Origin of the sequence: Corynebacterium sp. HMSC059E07 (assembly GCF_001814395.1) — a bacterium.
GTDB classification, from domain to species: Bacteria; Actinomycetota; Actinomycetes; order Mycobacteriales; family Mycobacteriaceae; genus Corynebacterium; species Corynebacterium hesseae.
The window spans coordinates 1-26,002 of record NZ_KV816295.1 but is presented as its reverse complement, the minus strand read 5'-3'; the positions used below and the strand labels follow the sequence as shown (position 1 = coordinate 26,002).

The following is a 26,002-nucleotide window of genomic DNA, read 5'->3' as shown; positions in this document are numbered from 1 at the left end:
GGTGGAGGGACTTCTCCAACCCGTCTGACCTGCTTCTTTATCGTTCCAGAGGGTACAAGCTGGGGATACTCCACGGTTTACTACCCCCGTTGAGCCGTGCTTCCTCCCTCTGGGTCCAGGGTGCCTCCGCGCAAGCGCGCGGACTCGCTTAGCAGCACCGCGGCCTCGCGTTCAGCTACCTCGGCGGCTGTGCCCGCCCCCAGGTTGCGGTTCACCGGCCGCTCGTACAGGGCGGGCCCGCCGCGCATGGCTTTTTCCAGGCGTCGCAAGCCGCGCCACTCGCGCTCGGCGGCGGCTGAGCGCCATGCTTCGGCCTCGGCCTCACCCCGCTCGCGCACCAGCGCGGCATGAAACGCACCGGGGTGTACAAGCGCGATGAGGGCGGAGACATGTCCGAAGCCCAGGGAGGTCACCAAGCCGGCCTTCAGCGGGGTGCGGCGCAGGTCCAACGGTTGGCGCAGCCACACCAGGTGTGGGTGGCGGCGCAGCACGGGGTCGACGCAGTCGAGCGAACGGTTCGGCGGGAGGACTCCACTGCGCAGCACCTGAGTCAGGCCGACGAGTTGGAAGGCGGCGGCACCGCCCTTGGCGTGCCCGGTCAGGCTCTTCTGCGAAACCACATACAGCGGGTTGCCGGGGCTGCGGCCAAGCGCGGCGGCGATGCGCTCGTGCAGGTCAGATTCGTTGGGGTCGTTGGCGTTGGTGGACGTATCGTGCTTCGACACCACCGCGATATCGTCCGCGCCCACGCCGAGGGCCTTCAGCGAGCGGGCCAGGCGGGAGTCCTGCCCACCCCGCGCCGCCGAGAGCGCGCCCATGCCCGGCGCGGGGATGGAGGTGTGTGCGCCGTCGGCGAAGGACTCGGCAAAGCCCACCACGCCAAGCACCGGCAACCCCATCTCGGCCGCGAAGGATCCACGGGCGAGCAGGATGGTTCCGCCGCCTTCGGATTCCACGAAGCCGCCGCGACGGCGGTCGTTAGCTCGGGAGAAAAAGCGATGCTCAATCCCCTTCGCCGCCATCTCCGCGCTATCGGCCGTGGCCGCCATGTCACCGAACCCGGTGATTCCCTCAATGGACAGGGCGTCGATCCCGCCGGCCACGACGAAGTCCGCCTTGTGCAGGCGCAGCTTGTCGACGCCCTCCTCCACCGACACCGCCGCCGTGGCACAGGCGGCCACCGGGTGCACCATCTGGCCATAGCCGCCGACATAGGACTGCATCACGTGCGCAGCAATGACGTTGGGCAGCGCTTCCTGGAGGATGTCATTGGGCCGCGGCTGGGCCAAGAGCTTATCGACGTACAGCGAGCGCAGCGCCTCCTGGCCTGCCATGCCGGTTCCCTGGGTGGAGCTCACGCGCGCCGGGTGCACGTGGGCCAAGAGCTCGGCTGGGCTAAAACCTGCGGAGAGGAAGGCATCCACGGTGCACACCAGGTTCCACAGGGCGAGGCGGTCGAGGTTATCCACCATGTCCGCGGGGATGCCGTAGACCTGCGGGTCGAAGCCCTCCGGAATCTGGCCACCCACAAAGCGGGTCATGGCCACGCGCCGCGGAACCCGCACCGCGGAGCCCGCGGGTCGGGCGACCTGCCATTCATCCTCACCGGTCGCATCAGTGACGCGGCGCAGCGTAGCGCCTTCGCAGCTGTCGACGAAGCTGCGTGCTGTCTCTTCGTCCTGCACGGTGAAGCTCAGCGGCTTCTCCAAGTAGATGGTGGTCAGCTCGGGCGCGAGGTTATCCACCATGGGCAGGTGCGGGCCGAAGTCATCGTGGAAGCGACGCACACCAATCCCGGCGAGCACCTCGTCGTGGAAGCGCGCGTAGACGTCTTCCTCGGCTACCTCCTCTCCTTCGGCCGTCAGCCATCCGGCTGTGCGCTCATCCCAGCTGATGAGCCCGCGGCTCCAGGCCAGCTCCAGCACTCCAGCAGCAGACAGGTCCCCGCCGACCTCCGCCTCAAAGCGAGTACGCGATGAACCCAGCGGGCCGAGCTCGCCGGCCCCGACGATGACCACCATGTCCTCGAGGGACTGCGTCACGCCATTGAAGTCTGGGCTGGTGCACTCGGCAGGCCTGAGCACGTTCGGCAGGGCTTTTACCGTTCGCGGCGCCTTCCCTTCGCACAAACTACCGGCTACGCGCGATGCGTCGCTGTTCTCGGACTGCGCCGCGCTGGCAAGTGCAGCAAGGTCCAGCTCAGCCTCGGCCAGCCCGCCGGTGAGGTCCACGCTCAGCGGCGCCTGTGCTGCTTCGGCGCGGATGCGAGGGGAGGCGGTGGCGTCGATAAGCTGCACCGCCATTTCCTTCGCCGAGAAGGTTCGCACGCCGCGGGCCTCCACCTGTGTAACCAGCGGATCGTTGCCGCCCATCAGGCCGGTGCCGCGCACCCACCCGATCTGGGCGTGCACCAACGAGGTGCGCGCACCCCAACTGGATTGCTCGGAAGACCAGCGGTTAACCAGGGCGTCGAGGGCCGCCTTGGCCTCGCCGTAGGCGCCATCGCCGCCAAAGCGCCCGCGGTTCGGCGAGCCCGGAAGCACCACGTGCAACCGGTGGCCAACATGTGTATCCGCGCCCACGGCGGACAGCGACGCGATGAGCTTCTCCACCGACCACAGCAGCAGACGCATCTGGGACTCCGCCCCTGCCCCGGCATCCACAAGAGTGCCGGCCACACGCGGCGCGGCGAAGGGGAAGAGAAGATCCGGCACGTAAGCCGGCTTCAGTCGCACGGACTCACCACCCACGGTGGCGGTGCGCTCCGCCGCAATCCATTCCGCAAGCGCGTCCACGTCCGCGAAGGAATTGAGGTTCGCTGGAACGACCCATAGTGCTGCCGCGCCGACGGCCCGGCTGCGGTAGAGCTCCTTATAGAACTCGAGGCGCTCGTGGCTTAGCTGGGAGGTCGTGGCGATCACGGTCGCTCCTTCCGCGAGCAGCTCGCCGATGAGCTCGGCGGCAATCGAACCCGGCGAGCCTCCCGTCACCACGGCCACCTGGCCGGCGAAGAGCAATCCGTCGGCCGGGGTGCGGGCATCGCGGGCTAGGTCCTCATAGCCGAAGTGCTCGGCCAGGAGCGCAACCTCCTCGCCGGTGCCCAGCACGTCCAGCTCGGGCTCGGCTTCCCCGGCGGCGGCCGCGCGGGCGATGTCCTCGCGGGCGGTGGCCCAGTGGTCGTCGAGAAGCACTGCCTTGCGCGCATCGAAAGCGGAGGCGACTTGTCGCTGCCAGTCCGGGCCGAGCTCCGCTGCAACGAGCTGCTCCAGCTCCGTGTGCGAAGCGCTGTCCCCCTGCTCAGTCGCGGTCTCCTCGCGCCCCAAGGCGGCGAGTGCGGCGCGGGCGGAGTCCTCCAGCGCCGCTTCAAGGCGCTCGGTATAAGTGCGCACCGCCTCCGGGTCCACGGTCTCGTGTGGCGTTAGAGCAACGGCCTTCTGCAGCGAGACTCCTTCGCGCTCGCCGGCGGCGCGCACGGAGGCGTCGATCAGCGCATCGAGCTCAGCAACCGATGCCGCACCGGTCATGGGCAAGCTGGCCAGCTCCCCGCCGCGCAGTGACGAGCCCTCGCGCGTGCCCAGGACCAGCTGTGCAATAGCGCGATCGGCCCAGCCCGGGCCCAATCCCCAGGTAGTGCTCACGCGCTCGGCCACGTAGCTCGGCTTCTTGCCCGCGGGCCCGGTCAGCCGGGTGAGCGCCTGCGCGACGTGCTCCGCGAGGACCTCCCCAAACGTTGCATAGCCCGGCGCGCGCTGCGCCACGCTCTCCGCCAGCTGCGGGATGGGTGCGTCCGCGGCATTCTCGATGGCGCTGATACCGAACTCCACGCCGAGGTCAACGAGCAACTGGTTGCGGCGGGAGGACACGCCTTCCACGAGGGTTTCTATGGAATCGGTCGCGGCCATCTGATCAGGCCGGACCTTGGTCCACAGCGCGATGAGCATCTCAAGAGCCTGGTGCACGCTGAGCGGGCGATCCTCGACGGCGGCTGGGGCCTCCTCGCGCGGGGCGTGCACGGAGTCTTCCCGGTGTGCGCTCTCAATTGGCTGCCTCGACTCAGGCTCATCTGCCTGTGCTTCGACGGCGTCCGCAGAATCCTTCGCTGCTGACTCGGGTGCCGTCTCGGCGTCTTCGGCAAAGACCCGCTCACGGTCGCGCTCGTAGTTGAGCACCTCGATGCCTGCGCTGCCCGCGTACTGGGGCAGCCGCAGGGTTTGGCCCAGCATGTTGGTCAGCGTGGGCGCGGTGCCAACGCCAACCTCGATGAAACGCTCCACGCCGAGCTGACCAAGGAGCAGGTCCTGGGTCTCAATCCAGCGCACCGGGGAAGCAAACTGCCAGGCCAATAGCTCGATGAGCAGGGTGCGGCCCAGGCGCGCCGGGCATGCCATAGCGCCATCGAAATCCGCGAGGATCTCCTCGATGGGCTGCGAATCCACCACCGCGGCGATGGACTCCACGAACTCGCGGCTCAGCGCAAAGGGCCGCGCCACGAGGTTAGGGATATAGCGCCCCACCAGCGCGTCGAGGTTGATTTCTTCAGGGATGAGTGCGTCGAGGTGCGCGCGGAAATCAACCACACCGCCCACTAAGCGGGAGGAGTGGAAGGGCACGTCAATCCCCGGGATGGGGATGACGGCACGTTGCCCGGGGGCGCGGCGCTCGGCGTCGTTCGCCAGCGCATCCAGGCCCGCCTTCGTTCCGGCGACCGCGTATTGGCGCCCGGCGATATTGTGGTTGACCACTTCGAGGAACTCACCCGTCTCCGCGGCCACACGGACGACATGGGCGAAGGCCTCGCCCGCGCTCATCTTCATCTTGTGCGGGCGCAGCGCCGCCAAACCATAGAGGGACTGGCCAGCGGAATCGCGCTCGACCAGTCGGTGCATGGTCAGCCCGCGGACATAGACGATGTCTAGGACCGCCTCCAGCGACAGGACTTCGGCATAGGCGGCCAGGGCGTTATACTCGCCCACCGAGTGGCCAGCGAAGAAGGCACTGTCTTCGAGGACCCCAGCTTCCTTGAGTGCCGCGATCTGTGCGCAGCCCAGGGTGGCCATGGCCACCTGTGTGAACTGCGTCAGATAAAGCACCCCGTCCGGGTGCGTGAAGGTCTCACCACCCACCACCACGGTGTCGGGGTTGTGGCGGACAATCTCCAGGATGGAGAAGCTCAAGCTCTGCCGCGTGTGCTTGTCCGCGCACTCCCACACCGCGCGCGCTGCTGCGGATTCCGCATAGTCCTTCATCCCCATCCCCGGGGACTGGATGCCCTGGCCGGGGAAGGCATAGAAGGTAATCGGGCTGTTCATCGTCGCTCGCGCCTGCAGCACCGGCACGCCCTGGCTGGTGGCGGTCACGCTGCGGACCTCACCGTAGCCGCGCCGCTTGTCGACGCCCACCCGTTCCACCACAAACTCCACCTCACTGCCCGGCAGCACTGGTGCAAGCCAGGTAGCGGACCAGTCGAGGACGCGGGCGCCGTCGAAGGCCGCGGCCGCCTGCGCGAGCGCCGAGGTCCACATGCCGTGGACGATGGGGCCTTCACGATGTCCCGCCAATGCCGCTGCGTTCGATGACAGGTGGATGGGGTTCCTATCCCCCGTGACCACGGCGAAGGGGCGCAAGGATTCCGGTGCCACAGCGCTAGTGCGGTGGCGGAAGGAGCGCGGTGTCTCACGGACCGATGTCTCTGCTGTCTCTGCCCCGCTTTCTTGTGCACCATAAGTTGCGGCGCCCACGGTCTCGAGCGCGGCGTCACCGCAGCGCCCAGTGATGAGGAAGCGCTCGTGCATCTGCGCAAACTCATGTTCTTCTCCACGCACGGCTGCAGTCACACCGACAGAAACGTCGACTACGCGCCCCGACGGTGTATCGCGTACCTCCTCCAACTCGGCGGTGTAGCGCAGGTCCAAAGGCTCAGGGCCCGGCGCGGCGCTGGCGCGAAGCAGCTCCCAGGTATCTGGTTTGAAGCTCAGCGTGTGCTCGAGGTGGACCAGGTCGAGAAAGCCCTCCACCACCGGCTCCCCGGACGCCGCATGGGCACCGGACAGCACAGCGAAGGTGGCTGGCCAGGCGGGGCCGACGAGGACATCGGGCGAAACAGTAGCGTTCATCTCCCCGCTGGTCACCGCGCTGTAGTGGGCGATGTCGGTGGTGCTGAGGTGAGCGCTGACCGTCGCGGTCCCGGAGCTAACGTCCGGAAGGTCACCGCCGACGGCCTGGCGCAGCAGCTCCCGCATGGCGGCCTTGGCATCCTCGACCTTAACGAGTGGTGAGGCACCCGGAATGCTCGGCGGAGTGATACGAATGCGCAGCTCAGCTCCAGAGTGGAACGGAACCGTCAACCACATGGCGCCGTCACCGGCAGGTTCCAGCTCGGTGCCATCAAGCCCAAGGCGCAGGGGGTTGGGCTGCTCGCGCCCGGCCCAATTCAGGCTCGGGGCGCGGCGGATGAGCTCTTCGTCGCTCATGTTGAGCTCGCCTGCAAGCCCCTTGTCGAACTCTGCGTCGGAGGCGTCGAGAAGCCCGAGCACCGCCTGCTCGAAGCGGCCGAGGATCTGCGCCACCGGCTCGTTGGCCTGCGCGATTCCCTCAACGGCTGACGTGCCGGGGATGATGCAGACCTCATCGGCCTCGTAGTGCTCATCGTGTGCCTGCCACAAGGTGTCAAGGCGCCAGCGGCGGCGTACGTCAGCATCGATGACCGGCACAAAGTTTGCGGGTTTGCCGGGACCATCCACGAGCTGAATGAACCACGCGGCGTCGGTCGGGTGCAGCGCCGCGTCACCGTAGAGTCCGGTCAGCTGATTAATTGCCTCAGCCGGGTTCTCGCGTTCAACCTCAACGCGCAGCTCAATCTCGCCCTGATCGACCGGGTTAAGTCGGGCCTCAGCCCGCGCCACCATGCGCGTGAATCGATCAAACCAGGATTCGTCAACCCAGCCGTCCAGGTAGGACAGCTCAAGGTAGCGCTGCAGCCACGCGGAATAGGACATCTCATCGAGGTCCCCGAAGTAGGGCTTGCACGTGCGCCCGATGGCTTGAATGATTTCCGCGCGGCGGGTCTCCACGGCCGCGGCGTCACCGGCCACCTCATCGAGGAGGCGCCCGGCGCGGGCGAAAGAGTTATCCAGCTCATGGATGTCCGCGCCCAGATCCGAGCGGCCCGACACAACGTCCCCGCTGTGCGCGGCGACGAGAGCCTGCTTCACCGACTCGGATGCGGTGGACTCCTTCGCCGCCATGGCGGCGGTGCCCACCATGATGGCATCGACGGGGGCTACGGGCAGGCCGAAGCGCTGCGTCCACGTACCCAGGAGGTACTCCGCGCCACGCGCCGGGGTGCCGATTCCCCCGCCAACGGCGAGGAGGACATTGTCGCGCTCACGGATCCGCGCGTAGGTAGCAACAAGGACCTCATCGAGGCCTTCTAGGGAATGGTGGCCACCGGCCGCGCTACCTTCCAGCTGCATGATGACGGTGGTCTCGGGGAGAGCATCGGCGATACGGAGCACCTCCTCCACCTGCGCCGAAGTTCCCGGCTTGAAGGCGACCCAGGGGATGTTTGCCCCGTGGAGCTTCTCCACCAGCTCCACGGCCTCCTCCACAGGAGGAATGCCGGCGGAAATCACCACGCCGTTGATGGGTGCTCCTGCGGCGCGCGCTCGCAGAATCGAGTTTGGCCCCTCAATCTGGCGGCGCCACTGGGAAGCCGCGAGATACAGCGCGTTGAACTGGGCATTCACCCCTGGCTTTAAGAGCCGGCTCAAGGTGCTCAGGTTCTCCTGCAGGATGTCATCGGTGTGCTGTCCCCCGCCGGCCAGCTCCGCCCAGTGCCCAGCGTTGGCGGCCGCGGCGACGATGGCCGGATCAACCGTGGTGGGGGTCATCCCGGGAAGCATGACCGGTGAGTAACCGGTGGCCTGCGTAAAGGCAGTCACCAGGCGCCCGTCTGTCACTCGCGGTGCCCACTCGGACCACGCGCGTGGCAGAACGGGTGCGCGGCCCGGCTCCACGAGCTGGGCCAACCCTTCCGGTGCAGCGACGGCCAGCGTGCCCACACCGCGCCCGGCGACGATATCCCGAGTCAGCGGCTCCACCCCGCGGGCGGGCCCGATTTCCAGAATCCAACGCGCCCCGGCCTGAAGCGCCGAGTCAATGCGCTCGGGCCAATCCACGTAATCGGTCAATACCGCCCGCGCGAGCTGCGCGGCGGATTCGGTTTCCAGTCCGATCCGGGCCGCCCAGCTTTCTACCTGTTCCACCGCAAACTGCATGGTGGGATGATGGAAAGCAGCTGAAACATCAAGGTCGGAAACGGTAACTGCGGCGGGCTTCCCTTCCCGCTCTTCTTTAAGGGCCGAGCTCTCCTGCAGCGTGGCCTTCACTCGGGCAAGTTCAGCCGGTGTTCCGACGATGACGAAGCGCCCCCGCCCATTGTCGAGCCCGATGTGGGCGCCGGCGTCGAGTAGTTGCTGCTTCGTCGCGCCGGTCACCGCCGCCATGGGCGCGCCCTGCGGGGTGCGGACCAGCCCAGCACTGCGTGCGGTTGTCTCCAGAGCCGCGCCGATGAGGCGTGCCAGCGCCAGAGCCTCGGCTGGGCTCATGCGTCCCTCAACGACCGCTGCGGCAAGCACGCCCTGGGAGTGGCCAATGTTGGTGACGGCATCCTCGAGTTCAATTCCGTGTGCACGCAGCGATTCGAGGACAGCCAACTGCGCGGTGAGGATGCCGGGGGTGGAAAGCGAGGCGTCGGCAAGCGCGTGCGCCCACGCCGGCTCCTCGTCTGCCCAGGCCAAAGGCGCAAACCCGTGCGGAGCAGCAGCCAGAAGCTCCTCCTCCAGTGGAGCAAGGAGTTCCTCGGCCGCGCCGAGGTACTCCGCGATGTGTGGCCGCGCACCGGTAGCAAGAGCATCGCGCAACGTCGGCAGCCAGGCATAACCCTGACCGGAGAAAGACAGCGCAAAGGGCTCGGAGCCCAAGCGCGCGGACAAAGGCGACAAAGGCGCAGAGACGTGAAAATCAGACACCTGCACTACTCCCCCAAGGCGTGGGCGACGAGTTGAACCGCCTCTTCGAGGGAAGACTGGGTCTTCGGCTCAGGCGCATCACAAAAGACCTGGCAGGCGTGGTCCGGGACAACCTCGGCCGAGCGCGTTAGGCCGCGTTCAGCGAGGTACTCGTCAAAGAACATATCGATACTCATACCGTGTGCCGATTCTACCCACTAGGATCAATGCGTCATGGCCACTCGTACCCCGTTCTTCATCGCCGCGCTACTCAACGCCGCGGTAGCAGTACTAGTGGCCATCGGCCTTATCCTCCCCGCCCCAACCGAACCTACGCCCGAGCGGCCCAAGGCCACTGAGACAGCGGCACCCACGCAGGAAGGCCCAGCAGAAGAACAAGCCGAAGAGGCCACCCCCGCGCCAAGCATTACGCCGGACATCGCCGAAGCTCTCGCCGCCTTAGAATCCTTAGAGGTCAAGGGCCGCGCGCCCAAAACCGGCTATGAGCGCGAAGAGTTTGGCCAGGCGTGGTCCGATGACGTCACGGTGGAGTTCGGCCACAACGGCTGCGATACCCGCAATGATATCCTCCGCAGGGATTTGGATCCGGAGAGCCTCGTTCTCAAGGAAGGCACCCACGACTGCGTGGCACTTTCCGGCACCTTGCACGATCCTTATTCGGGCCAGGACATTGAGTTCCAGCGCGGGGCGCAGACATCACGTGCGGTACAGATCGATCACGTTGTGCCGCTTGCCGACGCCTGGCAGAAAGGCGCCCAGCAATGGTCACCAGAAAAGCGCCGCGACTTTGCTAATGATCCCCGCAACCTCCTCGCCGTCGATGGTCCCCTCAACCAGCAAAAAGGCGCTGGCGATGCCGCCACGTGGTTGCCGCCCAACAAAGGATTTCGCTGTGAGTATGCGCGCCGCATCGTAGAGGTGAAGGCGGCCTATGGAGCCTGGGTCACGGCAGCGGAGAAGGATGCGCTTCGTCAGCTACTGAATGCTTGCTGAGTATTTTTACCCCTTTTAGATGCCCTGATACCCCTCCCGCTACCCCCGAAATTATGCGCATAATATTCACTCGCCCCTAAACGGTTATGCAGGGTTTTCGACGGCGGGAACCTTAGTGCGCACTGCACCTACATTCCTCACGCCCGATAATTTCTATAGGCCTATTAATATGTAATAAATGCAACCTAAGGACGTGCAGGCAGCACCCCCATGAAACAAAAACAATAAATCTTTCCCTCCTGTCTCACATTTCTTTTAATATGTGACACAGCACCTAGCCTGAGGTCTAGGTCACATGGATGCCGTGAGGTTTCACGGCCGCCATACTTCCCAAACCCGTTGAGACCACACCCTGCGAAGGAATAGTGATGTTCAAGTACATCATCAAGAAGACCGCCAGCTGGCTGGTAGTCATCTTCCTCGCGACTAATATCGCGTACCTCCTGGCCGCAACCTTCCTTGATCCCCGATCAAATTATGTCGGCCGCAACCCACCGCTCGGGCCGGAAGAAATCGGCCGAATTCTCACGCCACTCGGCCTCAACCCGGAGACCCCGCTCCTTGAGCGTTGGTGGGGATGGCTGTCCAACATCATCTTCCACTGGGACTGGGGTACCTCCCCTCTCGGTGACCCGGTCAGCGCACAAATCGGGCACCGCGCGCTCGTCTCGGCACAGCTGCTGCTCGTGGCCACGATTCTCTCCGTCGTCATCGGCGTCGCCCTCGGCGTCTACACCGCCTCCCGCCAGTACAAGGCGGCCGACCGCTTTTGGCAGGGCGTCTCCATCATCACCATGAACACGCACGTCGTCGTGGCTTCCATCTTGGTCGTCGCCGGCGGCCTGTGGATCAACCGCGTCACCGGCCACCGCGTGGTCTACGTAACGGGTGCCTCCAGCCTCGGCGTCGAAGGCTTCTTCCCCAAGCTGCTGGATATGGCGCAGCACCTCGTCTTGCCGTCCATCTCGCTCATCATCATCAGCTACGCCGGCTACCACATGATGCAGCGCACCTTGCTGCTAGATAACCTGAACGCCGATTATGTGCGCACCGCCCGCGCCAAGGGCCTGACCCGTGCACAGGCTATTCGCAAGCACGCCCTGCGTACCTCCATCATCCCGGTGGCAACCTCCGTGGCCTTCTCCGTTCCCGGAATCTTTACCGGCGCCATCATGACGGAAACCATCTTCGCCTGGAAGGGCATGGGCCAGTACTTCATCGAAACCATCAGCCGCAACGACGTCAACGGCACCACCGCCGTCGCCGCCTTCGGTGCCGTCATGATTGCCTTCTCCGCAATTCTGGCTGACCTCGTCGTCGTCGCCCTCGATCCGCGAGTAAGGGTGAGCTAAATGTCTCCAGAAAAGAAATCCACGTCGCCACGCTCCGAAGCGCGCCACACCGAGCGCCACCGCCGCAACGACCTCGCTATCGATACGGCAGCTGATAACCTCGGCGTGCGCCCGCATGCCGCCACTGCGGACTTTTCACCGCAGACCGAACCCAGCGCCCAGTCCGCTCTCGGCTCCGGCGTCGACGTCGATGACGCGCAGCGCAAGCAATTCTCCAGCAGTGATTTCCGCGGCACCTCCAAGCTCAAGCTGTACGTCCGCCGCTTCTTCCGCAACAAGGCGGCTGCCGTCGGCCTCGTTATCTTCGTGCTACTCGCGCTGCTCTCCATCTTCGGCAGCTACCTCACCCCGTGGTCCTTCGATGAGCCGGACTTCTTCAACCTCTCCACCGGGCCTTCCCCGGAGCACTGGTTCGGAACCACGGACTCTGGAAACGATCTCTTTGCGCAGACCGTCCACGGCTTGGGCCGCTCGCTGATCATCGCACTCATCGTCTCGTTGGCCTCTACCCTGCTGTCCGCCTTCATCGGCGCGGCCGCGGCCATGTACGGCGGCGCGGTGGAAAAGGTCATCCTGGCAGTCATTCACTTCCTACTGGCTATCCCGACCTTCCTGCTCATCGCCCTGGTGGTTTCTGATTCCGGCGGCGACTGGAAGCTGCTCATCGTGGTGCTCATCGCCTTCGGCTGGATGTACCCGGCGCGCGTCATCTGGGCCATGGCGCTCAGCGTGCGCGAGAACGACTACGTCCGTGCCGCCGACTACATGGGAGTCTCGCGTCTGCGCACCATCTTCCGCCACGTGGTTCCCAATATCGGCTCGCTGCTCATCATCCAGGCGGCCCTGGGCGTGGTGTCCACCATCATGTCGGAGACCGCACTGTCCTTCCTGGGCTTGGGCGTGAAGCTTCCCGACGTCTCCCTGGGCACCCTCCTGGCCGGCGGCGCCAACGCCGTCGAGGCCTCGCCCTGGCTCTTCTACTTCCCCGCAGGCATCCTCACGCTGCTGACCGTCTCCATGGCGTTCATCGCCGACGGCCTGCGCGATGCCATTGACCCCAACTCGAACTCCGGAGGCCGAGCATGACCCCGCAGAATACTGCACACACCGCCAACGCCGACCCGGCCAGCCGCGGCACCGATCCTGCTTCATCCACCGAGCCGGTGCTGTCCGTGCGCAACCTCACCGTCACCTTCCCCTCGGAGGCCGGTTCCGTCCACGCGGTGCGTGGCGTCGACTTCGACCTCATGCCGGGGCGCACCCTGGCGATTGTGGGTGAGTCCGGCTCCGGTAAGTCCGTGACCTCTTTGGCCGTCATGGGCCTGTTGCCCGACTACGCCAAGGTGGAAGGCTCCGTGGTCTATGCCGGCACCGAGCTCATTGGCAAGTCCGACAAGGAGATGTCGAAGATCCGCGGCAAGGATATCGCCATGATCTTCCAGGATCCTCTCTCCTCCCTGACCCCGGTGTTCTCCATCGGTGACCAGCTCATCGAGGCTATCCAAACCCACCGCGATGTCTCCACGAAGGAAGCGGAAAAGGAAGCCATTCGCCTGCTCGAGCTCGTCGGCATCCCGGAAGCGGAGAAGCGTGTGAAGTCCTTCCCGCACGAATTCTCCGGCGGTATGCGCCAGCGCGTCGTCATCGCCATCGCCATGGCCAACAACCCGCGCGTCATCATCGCCGACGAGCCCACCACTGCGCTCGACGTCACCATCCAGGCCCAGATCCTGGAGGTCCTCAAGGTGGCCCAGCGCGAAACGGGCGCCGCGGTCATCATGATTACCCACGACATGGGTGTGGTCGCCGGCACGGCCGACGACGTCCTGGTCATGTACGCCGGCCGACCGGTGGAGCTCGGTGATGTCGACACCATCTTCAACAACCCCAAGATGCCTTATACCGTGGGCCTTCTCGGGTCGACGCCGCGCGTGGACAAGGCCACCGACGAACCACTGACCCCCATCGTGGGTACCCCGCCGCAGCTTATCGATGTCGCCGCCGAATGCCCCTTCGCGGACCGCTGCCCAGTGGTGAAGGATGAGTGCCGAACCTTGGAACCGGAGCTGCGCGCGCTTGACGACGTCCCCGGACACTTCGCCTCCTGCCTGCGCTCCGACGAGATCAAGGACGGCACCATCGGCGGCGAGCGCATGTACCCGTTGCCGAAGATTTCCGCAGATACCCTGGGCGATACTCCCTACGAGCAGCGGCCGGTTACCTTGGAAGTCAAGAACCTGGTCAAGGACTTCCCTCTTATCAAGGGAGCAATTCTCAAACGCCGCGTCGGCACAGTACACGCGGTCAAGAACGTCAGCTTCGACGTGCACCAGGGCGAGTGCTTTGCCATCGTGGGCGAGTCCGGCTCCGGCAAGACCACCACCCTGCTGGAAATCATGGACCTCAACCCGCCAGAGGGTTCCACCATCGTGGTCAACGGCACCAACACCTCCGGCTTGAGCGCGTCGGCGCGCCGCAAGCTGCGCAAGGATATCCAAATCGTCTTCCAGGACCCGATGAGCTCGCTCAACCCGCGTATGACCATCCGCGAGATCATCGCCGAGCCGCTGGAATCGCTGGGGTATGAGGGGGACGTCGGCCAGCGCGTGGCCGAGCTGATGCAGCTCGTCGGTCTTGAGTCCCACCAGGTGGACCGCTTCCCCGGACACTTCTCCGGCGGACAGCGCCAGCGCATCGGCCTGGCCCGTGCTCTGGCCACCAACCCCTCCATCGTGGTGCTCGACGAGCCCGTCTCCGCACTCGATGTGTCCATCCAGGCCGGCATCATCAACCTGCTGCACGACCTGAAGAATCGCCTAGGCATCTCCCTGGTGTTCGTCGCCCACGACCTCTCCGTGGTGCGCCACCTCTCCGACAAGGTCGCCGTGATGTACAAGGGCGACTTCGTGGAATACGGCCCCACGGACGAAGTCTTCGACAACCCGCAACACGCCTATACCCGCGCGCTGCTCTCCGCCATCCCGGTGCCGGATCCAGCCGTGGAACGTGACCGGGTACGCGAGATTTACCAGCCCGCCGAAACCCCGGCTTAGCAAGACTTATAACTAAATACTCACCTTTGTCTCCATGTTTCCTCTCGAAAGGACACACATATGAATATGAAGCTCCGCAGGACCGCCCTCGCAGTGGTCACCGCCTCTGCCCTCATCCTGACCGGCTGCGCCTCCGATGGCGGCTCCGGCTCCGATGGATCAGGGAATTCCGCCTCCGGCGAGAAGCTCGACGTCAAGCTGGACGGCTCCTACAACCCCAAGGACCGCTCCGAGCTCAAGGAGGGTGGCGAGCTGCGCTTGGCTATCGACGAGATCTCCCAGCAGCAGAACACCTTCCAGGCCGACGCCACCTCATACACCCTGAGCCTGTGGAAGTACTACAACCCGCAAATTGGCCTCTTCGATGGCGCGGGTGAGTTCCACGTCAACAATGACTACATCACCGACGTCAAAGACGAAGAAAAGGACGGTAAGACCGTCGTCACCTTCACCATCCACGAGAAGGCGCAGTACAACGACGGCACCCCGATTGACTGGAAATCCTTTGAGAACACGTGGAAGTTCAACAACGGTGAGAACAAGGACGTCAACGTTAGCGCCACCGACGGCTACGAGCTCATCGAGTCCGTCAAGCCGGGTGAGAACGACAAGCAGGCCGTCATCACCTTTAAACAGGCCTATCCGTGGTGGCAGGGTCTGTTCAACGTCCTGCTCCCGCCACAGGTTGACTCCGCGGAGAAGTTCAACGAGGCCTACCTGGGCAAGGTCCACCCGGAGTGGGGTGCGGGCCCGTACAAGGTCGAAAGCGTCGACTTCAAGAACGGCAGCGCTACCTTCGTTCCGAACGAGAAGTGGTGGGGTGATAAGCCATTCCTAGACAAGGTGACCTACCGCCAGATGGAGGACCAGGCCTCAATCAACGCGTTCAAGGCCGGCGAAATTGACGCCACCGGCGTGGCCAACAAGGAACGCCTGGCGGCCGTAAAGGACATGCCAGACGTTGAAATTCGCACCGCCATGACCCCAGGCAAGAACCTGTACACGCTCAACTCCAAGAACGAGATCCTCTCTGATATCAAGGTGCGCGAAGCCATCATGACCGGCATCGACCGCGCCACGCTCTCCGGCATCCGCTTCAACGGACTCAACGGCTACACCGAGGACCTGCCAGGTTCCTTCAACCTCTACCAAACCCAGAAGGGCTACGAGGACAACGTCGGCGCAGTCATTTCTTTCGATCCAGAGAAGGCCAAGTCGCTCCTCGATGAGGCCGGCTGGAAGGAAGGCGGCGACGGTATCCGCGAGAAGGACGGCAAGAAGCTGTCCATGCGCTACACGCTGCTGGGAGATTCATCCATCAGCAAGGCCATGGCCACCGCCACCCAAAAGATGATGAAAGATATCGGCGTGGACCTGAAGGTGGAGGAACGCCCAGTCTCTGACTTCTCCGAGATCACCTCCAAGTACGACTTCGATATTCTGCCTATGGGTTTCTCCTCCGGCGATCCCTTCGGTGTCGCTTACTTCGGCCAGACCTATCGCACCGGCTCCCAGCTCAACCGCTCCGGCACGGGCACACCAGAACTGGACAAGAAGATCGACGAGCTATCCCAGATCGCTGACCCAGACGAGCAGATCAAAGAATCCAATAAGCTGGAGAAGGAAGCCCTTGCCCAGTACGGCATCATTCCTATCTTCAACGGCCCGACCATGGTTGCGACCCACCCCGATATCGCAAACTTCGGCGCCAACTCCTTCGCCGTCATCGAGGTGGAGAACATCGGCTACACCAAGTAAGTAACGGCCGCCTAGCACCACCCAAGGCAGCAAAGAGGGCCTTCCCCAAGCGGGAAGGCCCTCTTTTTATGTGCTGAGCTTAGTCTTAAGCGCTGTGCTTAGTTATTGCCCTTGTTGAGCTGGTTGCGCAACTGGTCAAAATAGTCGCGCGCGCTCTGCGGCTGGTTATTGCCCTGCGGCGGGGAAGGGAAGCTCGGAATCTGGCTAAAGCCCTGGCCCTGCTGCGGTGCGTTCTGCACCTGCTGCTGTGCTTGTTGCTGCGCGCGCTGCGCCTGCTCCATCATCTCAGCTTCGCGGCGGGCGCGCTCATCGCGCTCACGGCGCTCCTGCTCCTCGCGGCGGCGACGTGCAGCACCGGAATCCTCGCGGCTGTGCTTGTTCTCGGACAGGGAAACCGACGGCTTCGGCGCTTCATTAATAGCGTTGGTGGACAGCAGTGCGTCGCGCATACCACCGAAGAGATCCTGCATGCCGCCCGGATTAGACGGCATGTAGAGCACATTGGTGTGGGCGCGGTCGGCCACGTCTACCATGGCGTCGAGGTACTGGGAGACCAGCATGAGGGTCTCGGGGTTCTCTTGCACGCCGGCAGCACGCAGCAGCTCATACTGCTGAGCAATACCTTCGACGATCTCCTTACGCTGGTCAGCCACACCGCGGCCCTGCAGCTTCTTGGCCTCGGCCGCGCCTTCGGCCTCCTTGACCACGCGGATCTTCTCGGCCTCTGCCTGGGCAACGGCTGCCTCGCGCTCACGCTGTGCGGCGTTAATGGAGTTCATGGACTCGCGCACGCGGGCATCCGGGCGGATATCGGTGACCAGGGTATTGACAAAGTTCCAGCCGTAGGCGGCCATGTTATCGCGCAGGGACATCGCCACGTTGCGGGCGATGGTGTCCTTGGAGGAGAAGGAATCATCCAAGTCCATGTTGGCAACCGAAGAGCGGACATTGTCCTGAACATAAGCCACGATCTGCTGCTCGTGGTTAGACAGAGTGTAGAAGGCCTGACGCTCGCTGCCCTGAACTACCTCGTACTGCACAGCAACGGGGATCTGGACGAAGACGTTGTCCTTGGTCTTGGTTTCCACCATGACGTCGAGCTGACGGATCTGCAGGCTGATCTTGGCGCGCACGCGGTCGACATAAGGCACCTTGAAGTGCAAGCCCGCGTGAGCAACGTTCACGAACTTACCCATCCGCTCAATGATGGCGGCCTCCTTCGTCCGGACGATGTAGAAACCGTCGAAGGCGGTGGCAATAATAATTAGAAGAATCACGCCGATGACGATGAGTCCGCCCATAGGCTTATCCTTTCTGCTTCGGTTGGATTTTCCTAACCAGTTTGCCACACGGTGACCACCACCACATCTTGGGGGAGATTGCTCCCCGAACGCACTCGACGCCCGTTAACGCTCGTCAGCCGCCCGGAAGAGCTCGCCCAAAATCCCCGCGCCGTCTTCGCTAATACCGTTGTGCTGGAAGCGGTTGGTCACCACCGGGCGCAAATCGCGGTAGGTCTCCCCCGTGGCCAGGGAATCTTCGAAGGGCACGAAGATATCGTCAAGGTAGATGGCGGCGGAGGCGATAACGGGGGCGTCGGCAAGCGCGGCAGCATCGTACGGCGAACTTGCCCACTCGTGGACGGCGAGCTCCTCGGCGGCCTGCTTGAAGAGGCGCAGCGCCGGGTCCTCGTCGAACTGCCAAGGGAAAATGTGCTCGCCGGTCAGATAGGTGCCTTCCTCGGCGAACTCGGGGAATTCCTCGCGCACGCGGTGCGCCGCCCAGCCGGTCACAGCCTGGCCGCCCACGCCACCGTAAATGGACTCATGGATGGCCGCGTAGAGAGGCCCAGCCTGGAAGCTCACGCGGCTACCGACGTTGTTGAGGAAGTCCGAACGCAAGCGCTTCTCGCCGTTCACGGTGCGGAAAGGCTCCTCCAGCAGGTAGCCCAGAGAATCGAATCCGGTACCGCGGCCCAGTTCGATGCCGATAGTGCGGAAGCGGCGGGAGGACAGGCGCTCCCCTGTCGGCAGCAGCTCTTCCGAGTTGTCCAGGTGGTGGATGAGCTCCTCAATGCGCGCTTGAGCCCACGGGAACTGGGCATAGAAACGTTCGTGACGCACCTTGAGCTTGGCAAAAGTCGTGCGGTAGAGATCATCCGCACCCTTAGTCAGGGTGGGCAGGCCGCCGGTGAGAAAGACACGGCCGATGGAATCGGGGAACATCGAAATATAGGCGGTAATGATGAAGCCGCCAAAGGATTGGCCGTAGAGATCCCAGGAGTCCTCGCCGAGGTGCTCGCGCAGCCGCTCGGCATCGCGCACGATATTCTCCTGCCGCAGCTGTGCCAAGCGCTGCGCCGTGCGATCCTCAGCTGGGCTGAGCTCATCGATACGGTGGCTGCGCCCAGTGCCGCGCTGGTCCATGAGGATCCAGCGGTAGCGCTCCAGGCCTTTCCCGATGAGCCCAGTGGCACCCGTCGGCCGCGGCGCCGGGAAACCCGGCCCGCCCTGGTTATAGAGCAGCGCCGGGTAATTCTCACCGCCCGGCGGGATGATCTCCCGGGCGTAGAGCTCGAACTCCCCCGCGGCTGGATTGTCATAGTCCCAGGGGACGGTGATGGTGTGTTCATTGATGGTGTGGCCGAAGCGTTTCATGCTTCTAGTAGACCACGAAACCTTCCTTGCGGAACACCTCGCGGATCTTCTCCACGTCCTCTGGCTTCGGCGGCTTCGTATCCTCCAAGGTGTACGGGTAGCCCAGCTCGTGCCACTTGTCCGCGCCCATGTTGTGGAAGGGCAGCACCTCGACGCGCTCGACGTTGCTCTTCCAGCGGGAGACAATTTTGGCCACGTTGGCGACGTTCTCGGGGCCGTCGGTAAGCCCCGGCACCACCACGAAGCGGATCCAGACTGGCTTGCCTATGGCGTTGAGGCGATCCCCAAAGTCGATCGTCGGCTGCAGCTCGCGGCGGGTGACCTTCTTATAGGTCTCCTCGTCACCGGACTTGACGTCCAAGAGCACCAGGTCGATGTTGTCCAGGTCCTCATCGCGCAGGCGCGCGCCGAGGTAACCCGAGGTGTCGATCGTGGTGTGGATGCCTGCATCGTGGACTTCCTTGAGCACACGCCGTGCGAAGGCGATCTGGAAAAGCGGCTCACCGCCCGAGATGGTCAGGCCGCCCCCGGAGGCGTTGAAGATGGGCTTATAGCGTTTAATGCGCTTGACCACATCCTCGATGCGCTCCAACGTTCCGACCTTCATTTCCATAGTGTCGGGGTTGTGGCAATACTGGCAGCGCAACGGGCAACCCGACATGAACATGGTCATGCGTGTTCCAGGCCCATCCACGGCCGTCACCAGCTCCCAGGAGTGCACGAGCGCAACATCGCCAGAGCGGCGGGCCTGCATCAACTCCGGGCGGGTGTAGCCCTCGAGGTCGTTATCCGTTCCTAAACCGGCGGCGGCGCCGCGCACCTTCTCCCCTTCTTCAGGGTTGAGGTGCACGACGCCGGTAATGCCATCTGCCATTTAGGAGCCCTGGTGGAAGGTACGGGAGATGACGTCGAGCTGCTGCTCGCGGGTGAGCTTCACGAAGTTCACCGCGTAGCCGGAAACACGGACCGTGAGGTTCGGGTACTTCTCCGGGTGCTCAACGGCGTCCTCCAGGGTGGACTTGTCCAGGACGTTGATGTTGGCGTGGTAGAGGCCCGAGTTCATGTTGTTGGCGGTGCGGCTGGCCTTCATGGAAGCGAGACGCTCGTCGAAAGTTTTGGTTGCCATGTTGTGTTCTCCTTAGGAAGTGGTGTGGATGTGGTCTATTCGGAATCCATGATGAAGCCGGCGTCGAGGACGCCCACCAGGTTGGTGATGCGCTCCTCCGGGGTGCGGCCCAATCCGGACGGGGTGATGGTGTTGGTCAGCGAGATGCCGTCGAGTGCATCCTTGTAGTCCAGCTTGCCTACCGACAGCATGGAGGCAACCATGCCGTGGCTATCCGCGCCGTTCTCCGGGTTGGCGCCCGGCGCGAACGGGGTGCCCGCCTCGTGGCCTGACGGGAAGGCACCGGTGGCCTTGCCGTAGACAACGTTGGAGGTAATGGTCAGCACCGACTGGGTGGGGATGGCGTTGCGGTACATCGGGATGGCCTTAATCTTCTCCATCACGGTGTGAACGATGGTGGCGGCGATGTCATCGGCGCGGTCATCATCGTTGCCGTAGAACGGGAAGTCACCTTCCGTCTTGTAGTCCACGATCAGACCAGTCTCATCACGCACCGGGTAGACCTTGGCGTACTTGATGGCGGAAAGCGAGTCAGCCACGATGGACAGGCCGGCGATACCGCAGCCCATGGAGCGCACGATATCGGAGTCATGCAGCGCCATCTCGATGGCCTCGTAGGCGTACTTGTCGTGGCAGTAGTGGATGATGTTGAGGGCCTCAACGTAGGTGCCCACAACCCAGTCCAGCATCTCCTCGTACTTCTGCCAGACCTCGTCGAAGTCGAGCGGTCCATCGCCCTTGATGGGCTCGTAACCGTCGACGACCTGCTTGCCACTGACCTCGTCGCGGCCGCCGTTGATGGCGTAGAGCAGGGCCTTCGCAGCGTTGACGCGGGCGCCGAAGAACTGCATTTGCTTGCCGACGGCCATCGGGGACACGCAGCACGCAATTGCGGCGTCGTCGCCCCACTGCTCACGAATCTGCTTATCGGACTCGTACTGGATCGAGGAGGTCTCAATCGAGATGTGGGCGCAGAATTCCTTGTAGCCCGCCGGCAGCTGCGGATCCCAGAAGATGGTGATGTTCGGCTCCGGGGACGGGCCCAGGTTGATCAGCGTCTGCAGCAGACGGAAGGAAGTCTTGGTCACCATGTGGCGGCCATCGTCGCCAAAGCCAGCATCGGACCAGGTTGCCCAGTACGGGTCACCGGAGAAGATCTGGTCATAGTCCTCGGTGCGCAGGAAGCGGACGATGCGCAGCTTGAGCACCAGCTGGTCGATGATTTCTTGGGCGTCTTCCTCGGTGATGATGCCAGCGGCAAGGTCGCGCTCGAAGTAGCAGTCGAAGAATGCGGAGAGGCGGCCGATGGACATGGCGGCGCCGTCCTGGGACTTAATGGAGGCCAGGTAGCCAAAGTAGGTCCACTGCACTGCCTCGTGGGCGGTCTTCGCGGGCTTCGAGATATCGAAGCCATAGGACTCAGCCATGACCTTGAGCTTCTTCAGCGCCTTGATCTGCTCGGCGTGCTCCTCGCGGTAGCGCGCCCAGTGCTCGGAGAATCCGATATCACCGACTGCGTGCTTGGATGCCTCCTTCTCAGCGATGAGGTAATCCACGCCGTAGAGGGCCACGCGGCGGTAGTCACCAATGATGCGGCCACGGCCATAGGCATCCGGCAGGCCGGTGATGATGTGAGAGGAACGCGCTGCGCGGATGCGCGGGGTGTAGATATCGAAGACCGCGTCATTGTGGGTCTTGCGGTAGCGAGTGAAGATCTTTTCTACGTCTGGGTCAACTTCCTTGCCGGCCTCGAAGATAGCCTGCTTGACCATGCGCCAGCCGCCGTTGGGCATCATGGCGCGCTTCAGCGGAGAATCCGTCTGCAGGCCCACGATGACGTTGTCGTCCTCACAGATGTATCCGGCCGGGAAAGCATCGATATCGCTCGGGGTGTGGGTATCCACGTCGAAGATGCGCTTCTGGCGCTCGATGGACAGGTAGTTCTCCTCCAGGTGATTCCACACATTCTTGGTCTTCTCGGTGGGTCCAGCAAGGAAGGAGGAATCCCCGTCATAAGGGGTGTAGTTGCGCTGGATAAAATCACGAACGTCAATGTTCTCAGTCCACGGGCCGGGCTCGAAGCCCTTCCATGCCTCGAACTGCACGGACTGTTCAGTTGCGGTGGTCACTATATTGACTCCCTTCGTAGTTCACACGACGCGTAATGCTTAGTCGTAGAAGGGCTTTAGGTGACTTCAATTCACGGGCAATTCGGTCAACCCGTCCGTCACCGAACCCCTCTCTGTAGCCCATCCTAGGGGCACAGCCACATAAGCTCATATCGCTAAATGCGTGCCACACACCACCCTTCGAGCCAGTTTAGGCACTGCACAGGTCAGCTCCGCCATAGGTAACGGCCGTACGGTTGGATGCGGGGGTAAAGCACCCCCTGACGTGGCCTTTCTCACACCTTTTGGGGCGGGCTCTTGGTGCGTGTCCTTGCCGCGCTCTATTGTTATGCGCAGTATCCTCGTCTCGCTTTTTAGCAAGGAGCCTCCCCGCGTGTCCGACATCGCAACCGCCCCTCAGCCCACACACCCGGTCGACGCCATCCCACCAGCCCCGAAGTTGGCAGCGCTCGGACTCCAGCACGTCCTCGCATTTTATGCTGGCGCGGTCATCGTCCCGCTGCTTATCGCGGGCTCGCTGGGGTTGGATGAGGCCACAACGATCCACCTCATCAACGCCGACTTGTTGACCTGTGGTCTGGCGACGTTGATCCAAGCGGTGGGCGTCGGCAAGCACATCGGCGTTCGCCTGCCCATCATCCAGGGCGTGACCACCACGGCGGTCAGCCCCATCATTGCTATCGGACTCAGCGCGGGTGACCAGCCGCTGCCTACGATTTATGGCGCAATTATTGCCGCCGGTATCTTTACGTTTTTCGCCGCGCCGGTCTTTGGACGAGTGCTCAAATACTTCCCGCCGATTGTCACCGGCACCGTGCTCTTGGTCATGGGTACATCGTTGCTGGCGGTATCTGCAAATGACTTTGTCAATTACGCCGACGGGGTCCCGGCCGCGCGCGATCTGCTGTATGGCTTCGGCACGCTGGCCATCATCATCGTGGTTCAGCGCTTCTTCCGTGGCTTCCTGGGGACGCTGTCGGTGCTGCTTGGTTTGATCATCGGCACCGCTTTGGCACTCGTGTTGGGTGATACATCCTTCGACGGCGTGCGTGAGGCCGACGCCATCGGCATGACTACCCCCTTCTACTTCGGTATGCCGAAGTTCGACATCATGGCGATTCTCTCCCTCATCATCGTCATGATCATCACCATGGTGGAAACCACCGGCGATGTTTTCGCCACCGGTGAGATTGTAAAGAAGCGCATCAAGCGCGATGACGTTGTGCGCGCCATCCGCGCCGATGGCCTCTCCACCACCCTGGGCGGCGTGATGAACTCCTTCCCGTATACCTGCTTCGCGCAAAACGTCGGCTTGGTTCGCCTGACCGGTGTGAAATCGCGCTGGGTGGCAGCATCGGCAGCCGGTTTCATGATCATCCTGGGACTACTGCCCAAGGCCGCCGCCGTGGTGGCGGCTATCCCCTCCCCGGTACTCGGCGGTGCCTCGTTAGCGCTCTTCGCCAACGTTGCCTGGGCCGGCCTGCAGACCATTGCGAAAGAAGACATCACCGACGGCCGCAACGCCGCCATCGTTACCACCGCGCTGGGCTTGGCCATGCTGGTCACCTTCAAGCCGGACGTCGCCACCGCCTTCCCGGAGTGGGCGCAGATCTTTGTCTCCTCCGGAATGTCCATCGGCGCGATTACGGCGATTCTTCTCAATTTGCTGTTCTTCCACGTCGGTGCGCAGTCGGGTGATGATGTCAGCCGCCTCGACGGCGCCGGCGTCTCGCTTAAGGAGCTCAACGAGATGGAGCGCGACAGCTTCGTCAGCGCCCTGCGCCCGCTCTTTAACAACGAGACCTGGCCGCTTGAGGCCGCCTGGGAGCTGCGCCCCTTCCAAGACGTCAGCCAGCTGCGGGAAGCAATCCAGGTTGCGGTGCTCACCGCCCCGAGTGAGAAGCACCGCGCACTGATCCACGACTACCCGGCGATGGATGAGCTGCTGCTTGTCGACGCTGACTCGGCCGCCACCATCTCCGCCGACCGCGGTTCCCTGGCCTTGGATGACCTCGATGATGTACAGACGCAGCAGCTTATCGACGTTTCAACAGCCTACCGCGAGCGCTTCGACATGCCCTTTGTGGCATACCTAGACACTAACGACTCGGCCGACCGCGTCATCGATGCGGGCGTGCGCCGCTTGTCCAACTCGGATGAGCTGGAACAGCGCGTGGTCTTGAGCGAAATCATCGAGATTGCCAACGACCGCTTCGACATCCTCCTCGCGGACGCCAACCCAGTTCGGGCTTATTGGGACCGCAAGTTCACGGAGGTCGAGTGACCAGAAGTCACTCGACGTAGAAAAGGTTCATTCCACGTACAAGGCCACTCGACGTAAAAGAAGGTTCATTCCGCCTTCAAGGTCACTTGGCGGGCGAAGGTTTGTGGAACTCCATGGTGACCTGGGCTTCGGAGTCCACTCCGCGAATGATCCCTTCATAAAAGCTTCGGGCTTGGTCTTCTAAGAGCTCGCGGTTGTCGTTGATGTCCTTGCGCTTCTTATCGGCGCTGAGGACGTCCGACACTGTGGATGCGGCGTCGAGTGGCTGCGTGGTCCAGCTGAGAACTCCGTTGTTCTCCACGGCGGTCTTAAACTCCTCGTCCATGTGCCCGATGAAGATGAAGTCCGGAATGTGGACCGTGTAGGAATGCTCGCCGGTTTCGGTGACACTCACGTCCTTACCCTCAATACCAAGCTTGGCTTTGTAGGAATACTGCACAAACTGGGTGCGGTCGGTCCACGGAACCCTCACGCCAAATACCTGCCCGGCGGAGGACTTCTCCGTGAGTCCTTGGATACCGAGGCTAAGCAAGACGACTTGCTCCTCGCGCTCGACTGCGTTGATTACCTGCGAATTGGTTGACTCTACCGGCGCGGTGTACACCTCATGTGGTTGACGCACGGCATACACACCTAAGCCGGCACAGGCGAGTGAAAGAAGCACCACCAACGCGATGAGCGTGGTGCTGAGTTTGCGAGGAGACATGAGGCTTAGCCCTTCGTGCGTAGTAGAGATAGCTACGCTCCAGATTAGTCTCCGCAGATTTAGTACACGTCACCTGCAGTCACCGAGACGAGAGCCTGCTGCTCAGCGAAAGCAGCAAAAGCCATTAACAGGGTGTCGATATGCGTGCGCAGGTGACGATCCATGACCACCGAGCCCGACTTCCGAAGGCGCTCTTCGGCGACCCCGTTGACGTCGCCAAGCACCAGCACAACCTGGCCGGGAAGAATACCAGCGAATTCTGTGGCGTCGACAATCACGCCGTCGCACGCACGCGCTTCCGCTTCGCTACCGATCCACCGGACAGAGACTCCTTGCGGCGCATAAGCGGCGATGTCATCAGCGAGCCGTTTGCTCATCATAAGCCCAAAGGTTATGGTCTTGCGCATTTCAATCATCTTCCTTAATCGTGCATGACGTGGCTTTTTACCTTGACAAGCTACAGATTAAAGATTGAAGCGTTCACCGACCATGGTCATTTCATGCCGATACAATCAAGCCCATGGACAAGGAAGAACGCCAGCGCAGAATCATTTGGGCCGTTGACTCAGGAAGCAAAACGGTCAGCCAATTACAAGAACTCACCGGAGCTTCCGCTATTACCATCCGCCGCGACCTCACGGCGCTGGAAGAAGTAGGGGCCCTCGAACGATTTCACGGAGGAGCGCGCCCCGCGGTTCGAAGGGGCGCCCGCTATCCCCTGGAGGTACGCCGAAAAGAGGATCCCGCCGGCAAACGGGCGATTGCTACGGAGGCTGCCCGCCTCGTTGAACCAGGCTCCTGCGTGCTCGTTGACTCAGGGACAACACCAACTGCCGTTGCCCGCAATCTCGCCGGCATGGACATCACAGCACTAGCGATGTCGGACCTGACCCCTGTTTGGTAGACACCTGATAT

At 63.1% G+C, this 26,002-nt stretch carries 16 protein-coding genes; 7 read left to right on the top strand and 9 right to left on the bottom strand.

Annotated features, from left to right (window positions below; genetic code table 11):
- Positions 1 to 80: 80 nt before the first annotated feature.
- Both HMPREF2967_RS05545 and HMPREF2967_RS13085 read right to left on the bottom strand, forming a co-directional pair.
- Positions 81 to 9,029 carry a type I polyketide synthase gene (locus HMPREF2967_RS05545; RefSeq protein ID WP_070685391.1) on the bottom strand — a complete coding sequence of 2,983 codons (8,949 nt, stop codon included), beginning with the start codon at positions 9,027 to 9,029 and terminating at the stop codon, positions 81 to 83.
- 5 nt (positions 9,030 to 9,034) lie between these two features.
- Positions 9,035 to 9,205, bottom strand: coding sequence for a hypothetical protein (locus HMPREF2967_RS13085; protein ID WP_158014672.1), 171 nt, complete (start codon positions 9,203 to 9,205; stop codon positions 9,035 to 9,037).
- Between the two features lie 37 nt (positions 9,206 to 9,242).
- On the opposite strand from HMPREF2967_RS13085, the gene HMPREF2967_RS05540 reads away from it, so the two are divergent.
- From HMPREF2967_RS05540 to HMPREF2967_RS05520, 5 genes are all read left to right on the top strand, one after another.
- Positions 9,243 to 10,022 carry an HNH endonuclease family protein gene (locus HMPREF2967_RS05540; protein ID WP_070685382.1) on the top strand — a complete coding sequence of 260 codons (780 nt, stop codon included), beginning with the start codon at positions 9,243 to 9,245 and terminating at the stop codon, positions 10,020 to 10,022.
- A 368-nt stretch (positions 10,023 to 10,390) separates the two neighbouring features.
- Positions 10,391 to 11,374: an ABC transporter permease gene (locus tag HMPREF2967_RS05535; protein WP_070685379.1), complete on the top strand. Its 984-nt coding sequence runs from the start codon at positions 10,391 to 10,393 to the stop codon at positions 11,372 to 11,374.
- Positions 11,375 to 12,460, top strand: coding sequence for an ABC transporter permease (locus HMPREF2967_RS05530; protein ID WP_070522354.1), 1,086 nt, complete (start codon positions 11,375 to 11,377; stop codon positions 12,458 to 12,460). It abuts the gene before it with no gap.
- Positions 12,457 to 14,427 (top strand): ABC transporter ATP-binding protein, encoded by a 1,971-nt coding sequence (locus HMPREF2967_RS05525; protein ID WP_070685377.1) that lies wholly within the window; start codon positions 12,457 to 12,459, stop codon positions 14,425 to 14,427. The genes HMPREF2967_RS05530 and HMPREF2967_RS05525 overlap by 4 nt, the downstream gene beginning before the upstream one ends.
- A 60-nt stretch (positions 14,428 to 14,487) precedes the next feature.
- Positions 14,488 to 16,185, top strand: coding sequence for an ABC transporter family substrate-binding protein (locus tag HMPREF2967_RS05520; RefSeq protein ID WP_070685375.1), 1,698 nt, complete (start codon positions 14,488 to 14,490; stop codon positions 16,183 to 16,185).
- Positions 16,186 to 16,283: 98 nt separating this feature from the next.
- Here HMPREF2967_RS05520 and HMPREF2967_RS05515 read toward each other — a convergent pair whose 3' ends face one another.
- From HMPREF2967_RS05515 to pflB, 5 genes are all read right to left on the bottom strand, one after another.
- A complete protein-coding gene (locus tag HMPREF2967_RS05515) occupies positions 16,284 to 17,486 on the bottom strand; it encodes an SPFH domain-containing protein (RefSeq protein WP_070530027.1) in 1,203 nt (400 codons plus the stop codon).
- Positions 17,487 to 17,591: 105 nt separating this feature from the next.
- Complete coding sequence (locus HMPREF2967_RS05510) at positions 17,592 to 18,842, bottom strand: alpha/beta fold hydrolase (protein WP_070685373.1); 1,251 nt, start codon at positions 18,840 to 18,842, stop codon at positions 17,592 to 17,594.
- Between the two features lie 4 nt (positions 18,843 to 18,846).
- On the bottom strand, positions 18,847 to 19,716 hold the full coding sequence (gene pflA, locus HMPREF2967_RS05505) for a pyruvate formate-lyase-activating protein (RefSeq protein ID WP_070685371.1): 870 nt from the start codon (positions 19,714 to 19,716) through the stop codon (positions 18,847 to 18,849).
- Entirely contained in the window at positions 19,717 to 19,968 is a 252-nt protein-coding gene (gene grcA2 / locus HMPREF2967_RS13490; protein ID WP_070525314.1) for an autonomous glycyl radical cofactor GrcA2, read from the bottom strand. It abuts the gene before it with no gap.
- Positions 19,969 to 20,003: 35 nt separating this feature from the next.
- Positions 20,004 to 22,097 carry a formate C-acetyltransferase gene (pflB, locus tag HMPREF2967_RS05495; RefSeq protein ID WP_070522371.1) on the bottom strand — a complete coding sequence of 698 codons (2,094 nt, stop codon included), beginning with the start codon at positions 22,095 to 22,097 and terminating at the stop codon, positions 20,004 to 20,006.
- Positions 22,098 to 22,470: 373 nt separating this feature from the next.
- On the opposite strand from pflB, the gene HMPREF2967_RS05490 reads away from it, so the two are divergent.
- Positions 22,471 to 24,381: a solute carrier family 23 protein gene (locus tag HMPREF2967_RS05490; protein ID WP_070685369.1), complete on the top strand. Its 1,911-nt coding sequence runs from the start codon at positions 22,471 to 22,473 to the stop codon at positions 24,379 to 24,381.
- 82 nt (positions 24,382 to 24,463) lie between these two features.
- Here the strand turns inward: HMPREF2967_RS05490 and HMPREF2967_RS05485 are convergent, their stop codons facing one another.
- Together HMPREF2967_RS05485 and HMPREF2967_RS05480 are read right to left on the bottom strand one after the other, a co-directional pair.
- Positions 24,464 to 25,087 (bottom strand): hypothetical protein, encoded by a 624-nt coding sequence (locus HMPREF2967_RS05485; protein WP_070522377.1) that lies wholly within the window; start codon positions 25,085 to 25,087, stop codon positions 24,464 to 24,466.
- A gap of 59 nt (positions 25,088 to 25,146) precedes the next feature.
- Positions 25,147 to 25,494 (bottom strand): hypothetical protein, encoded by a 348-nt coding sequence (locus tag HMPREF2967_RS05480; protein ID WP_232755607.1) that lies wholly within the window; start codon positions 25,492 to 25,494, stop codon positions 25,147 to 25,149.
- A 113-nt stretch (positions 25,495 to 25,607) separates the two neighbouring features.
- Here HMPREF2967_RS05480 and HMPREF2967_RS05475 point away from each other — a divergent pair, with 113 nt between their 5' ends.
- The gene (locus HMPREF2967_RS05475; protein ID WP_232770670.1) at positions 25,608 to 25,991 is read left to right on the top strand and encodes a DeoR family transcriptional regulator; all 384 of its coding nucleotides are present in this window, start codon (positions 25,608 to 25,610) and stop codon (positions 25,989 to 25,991) included.
- Positions 25,992 to 26,002 lie beyond the last annotated feature (11 nt).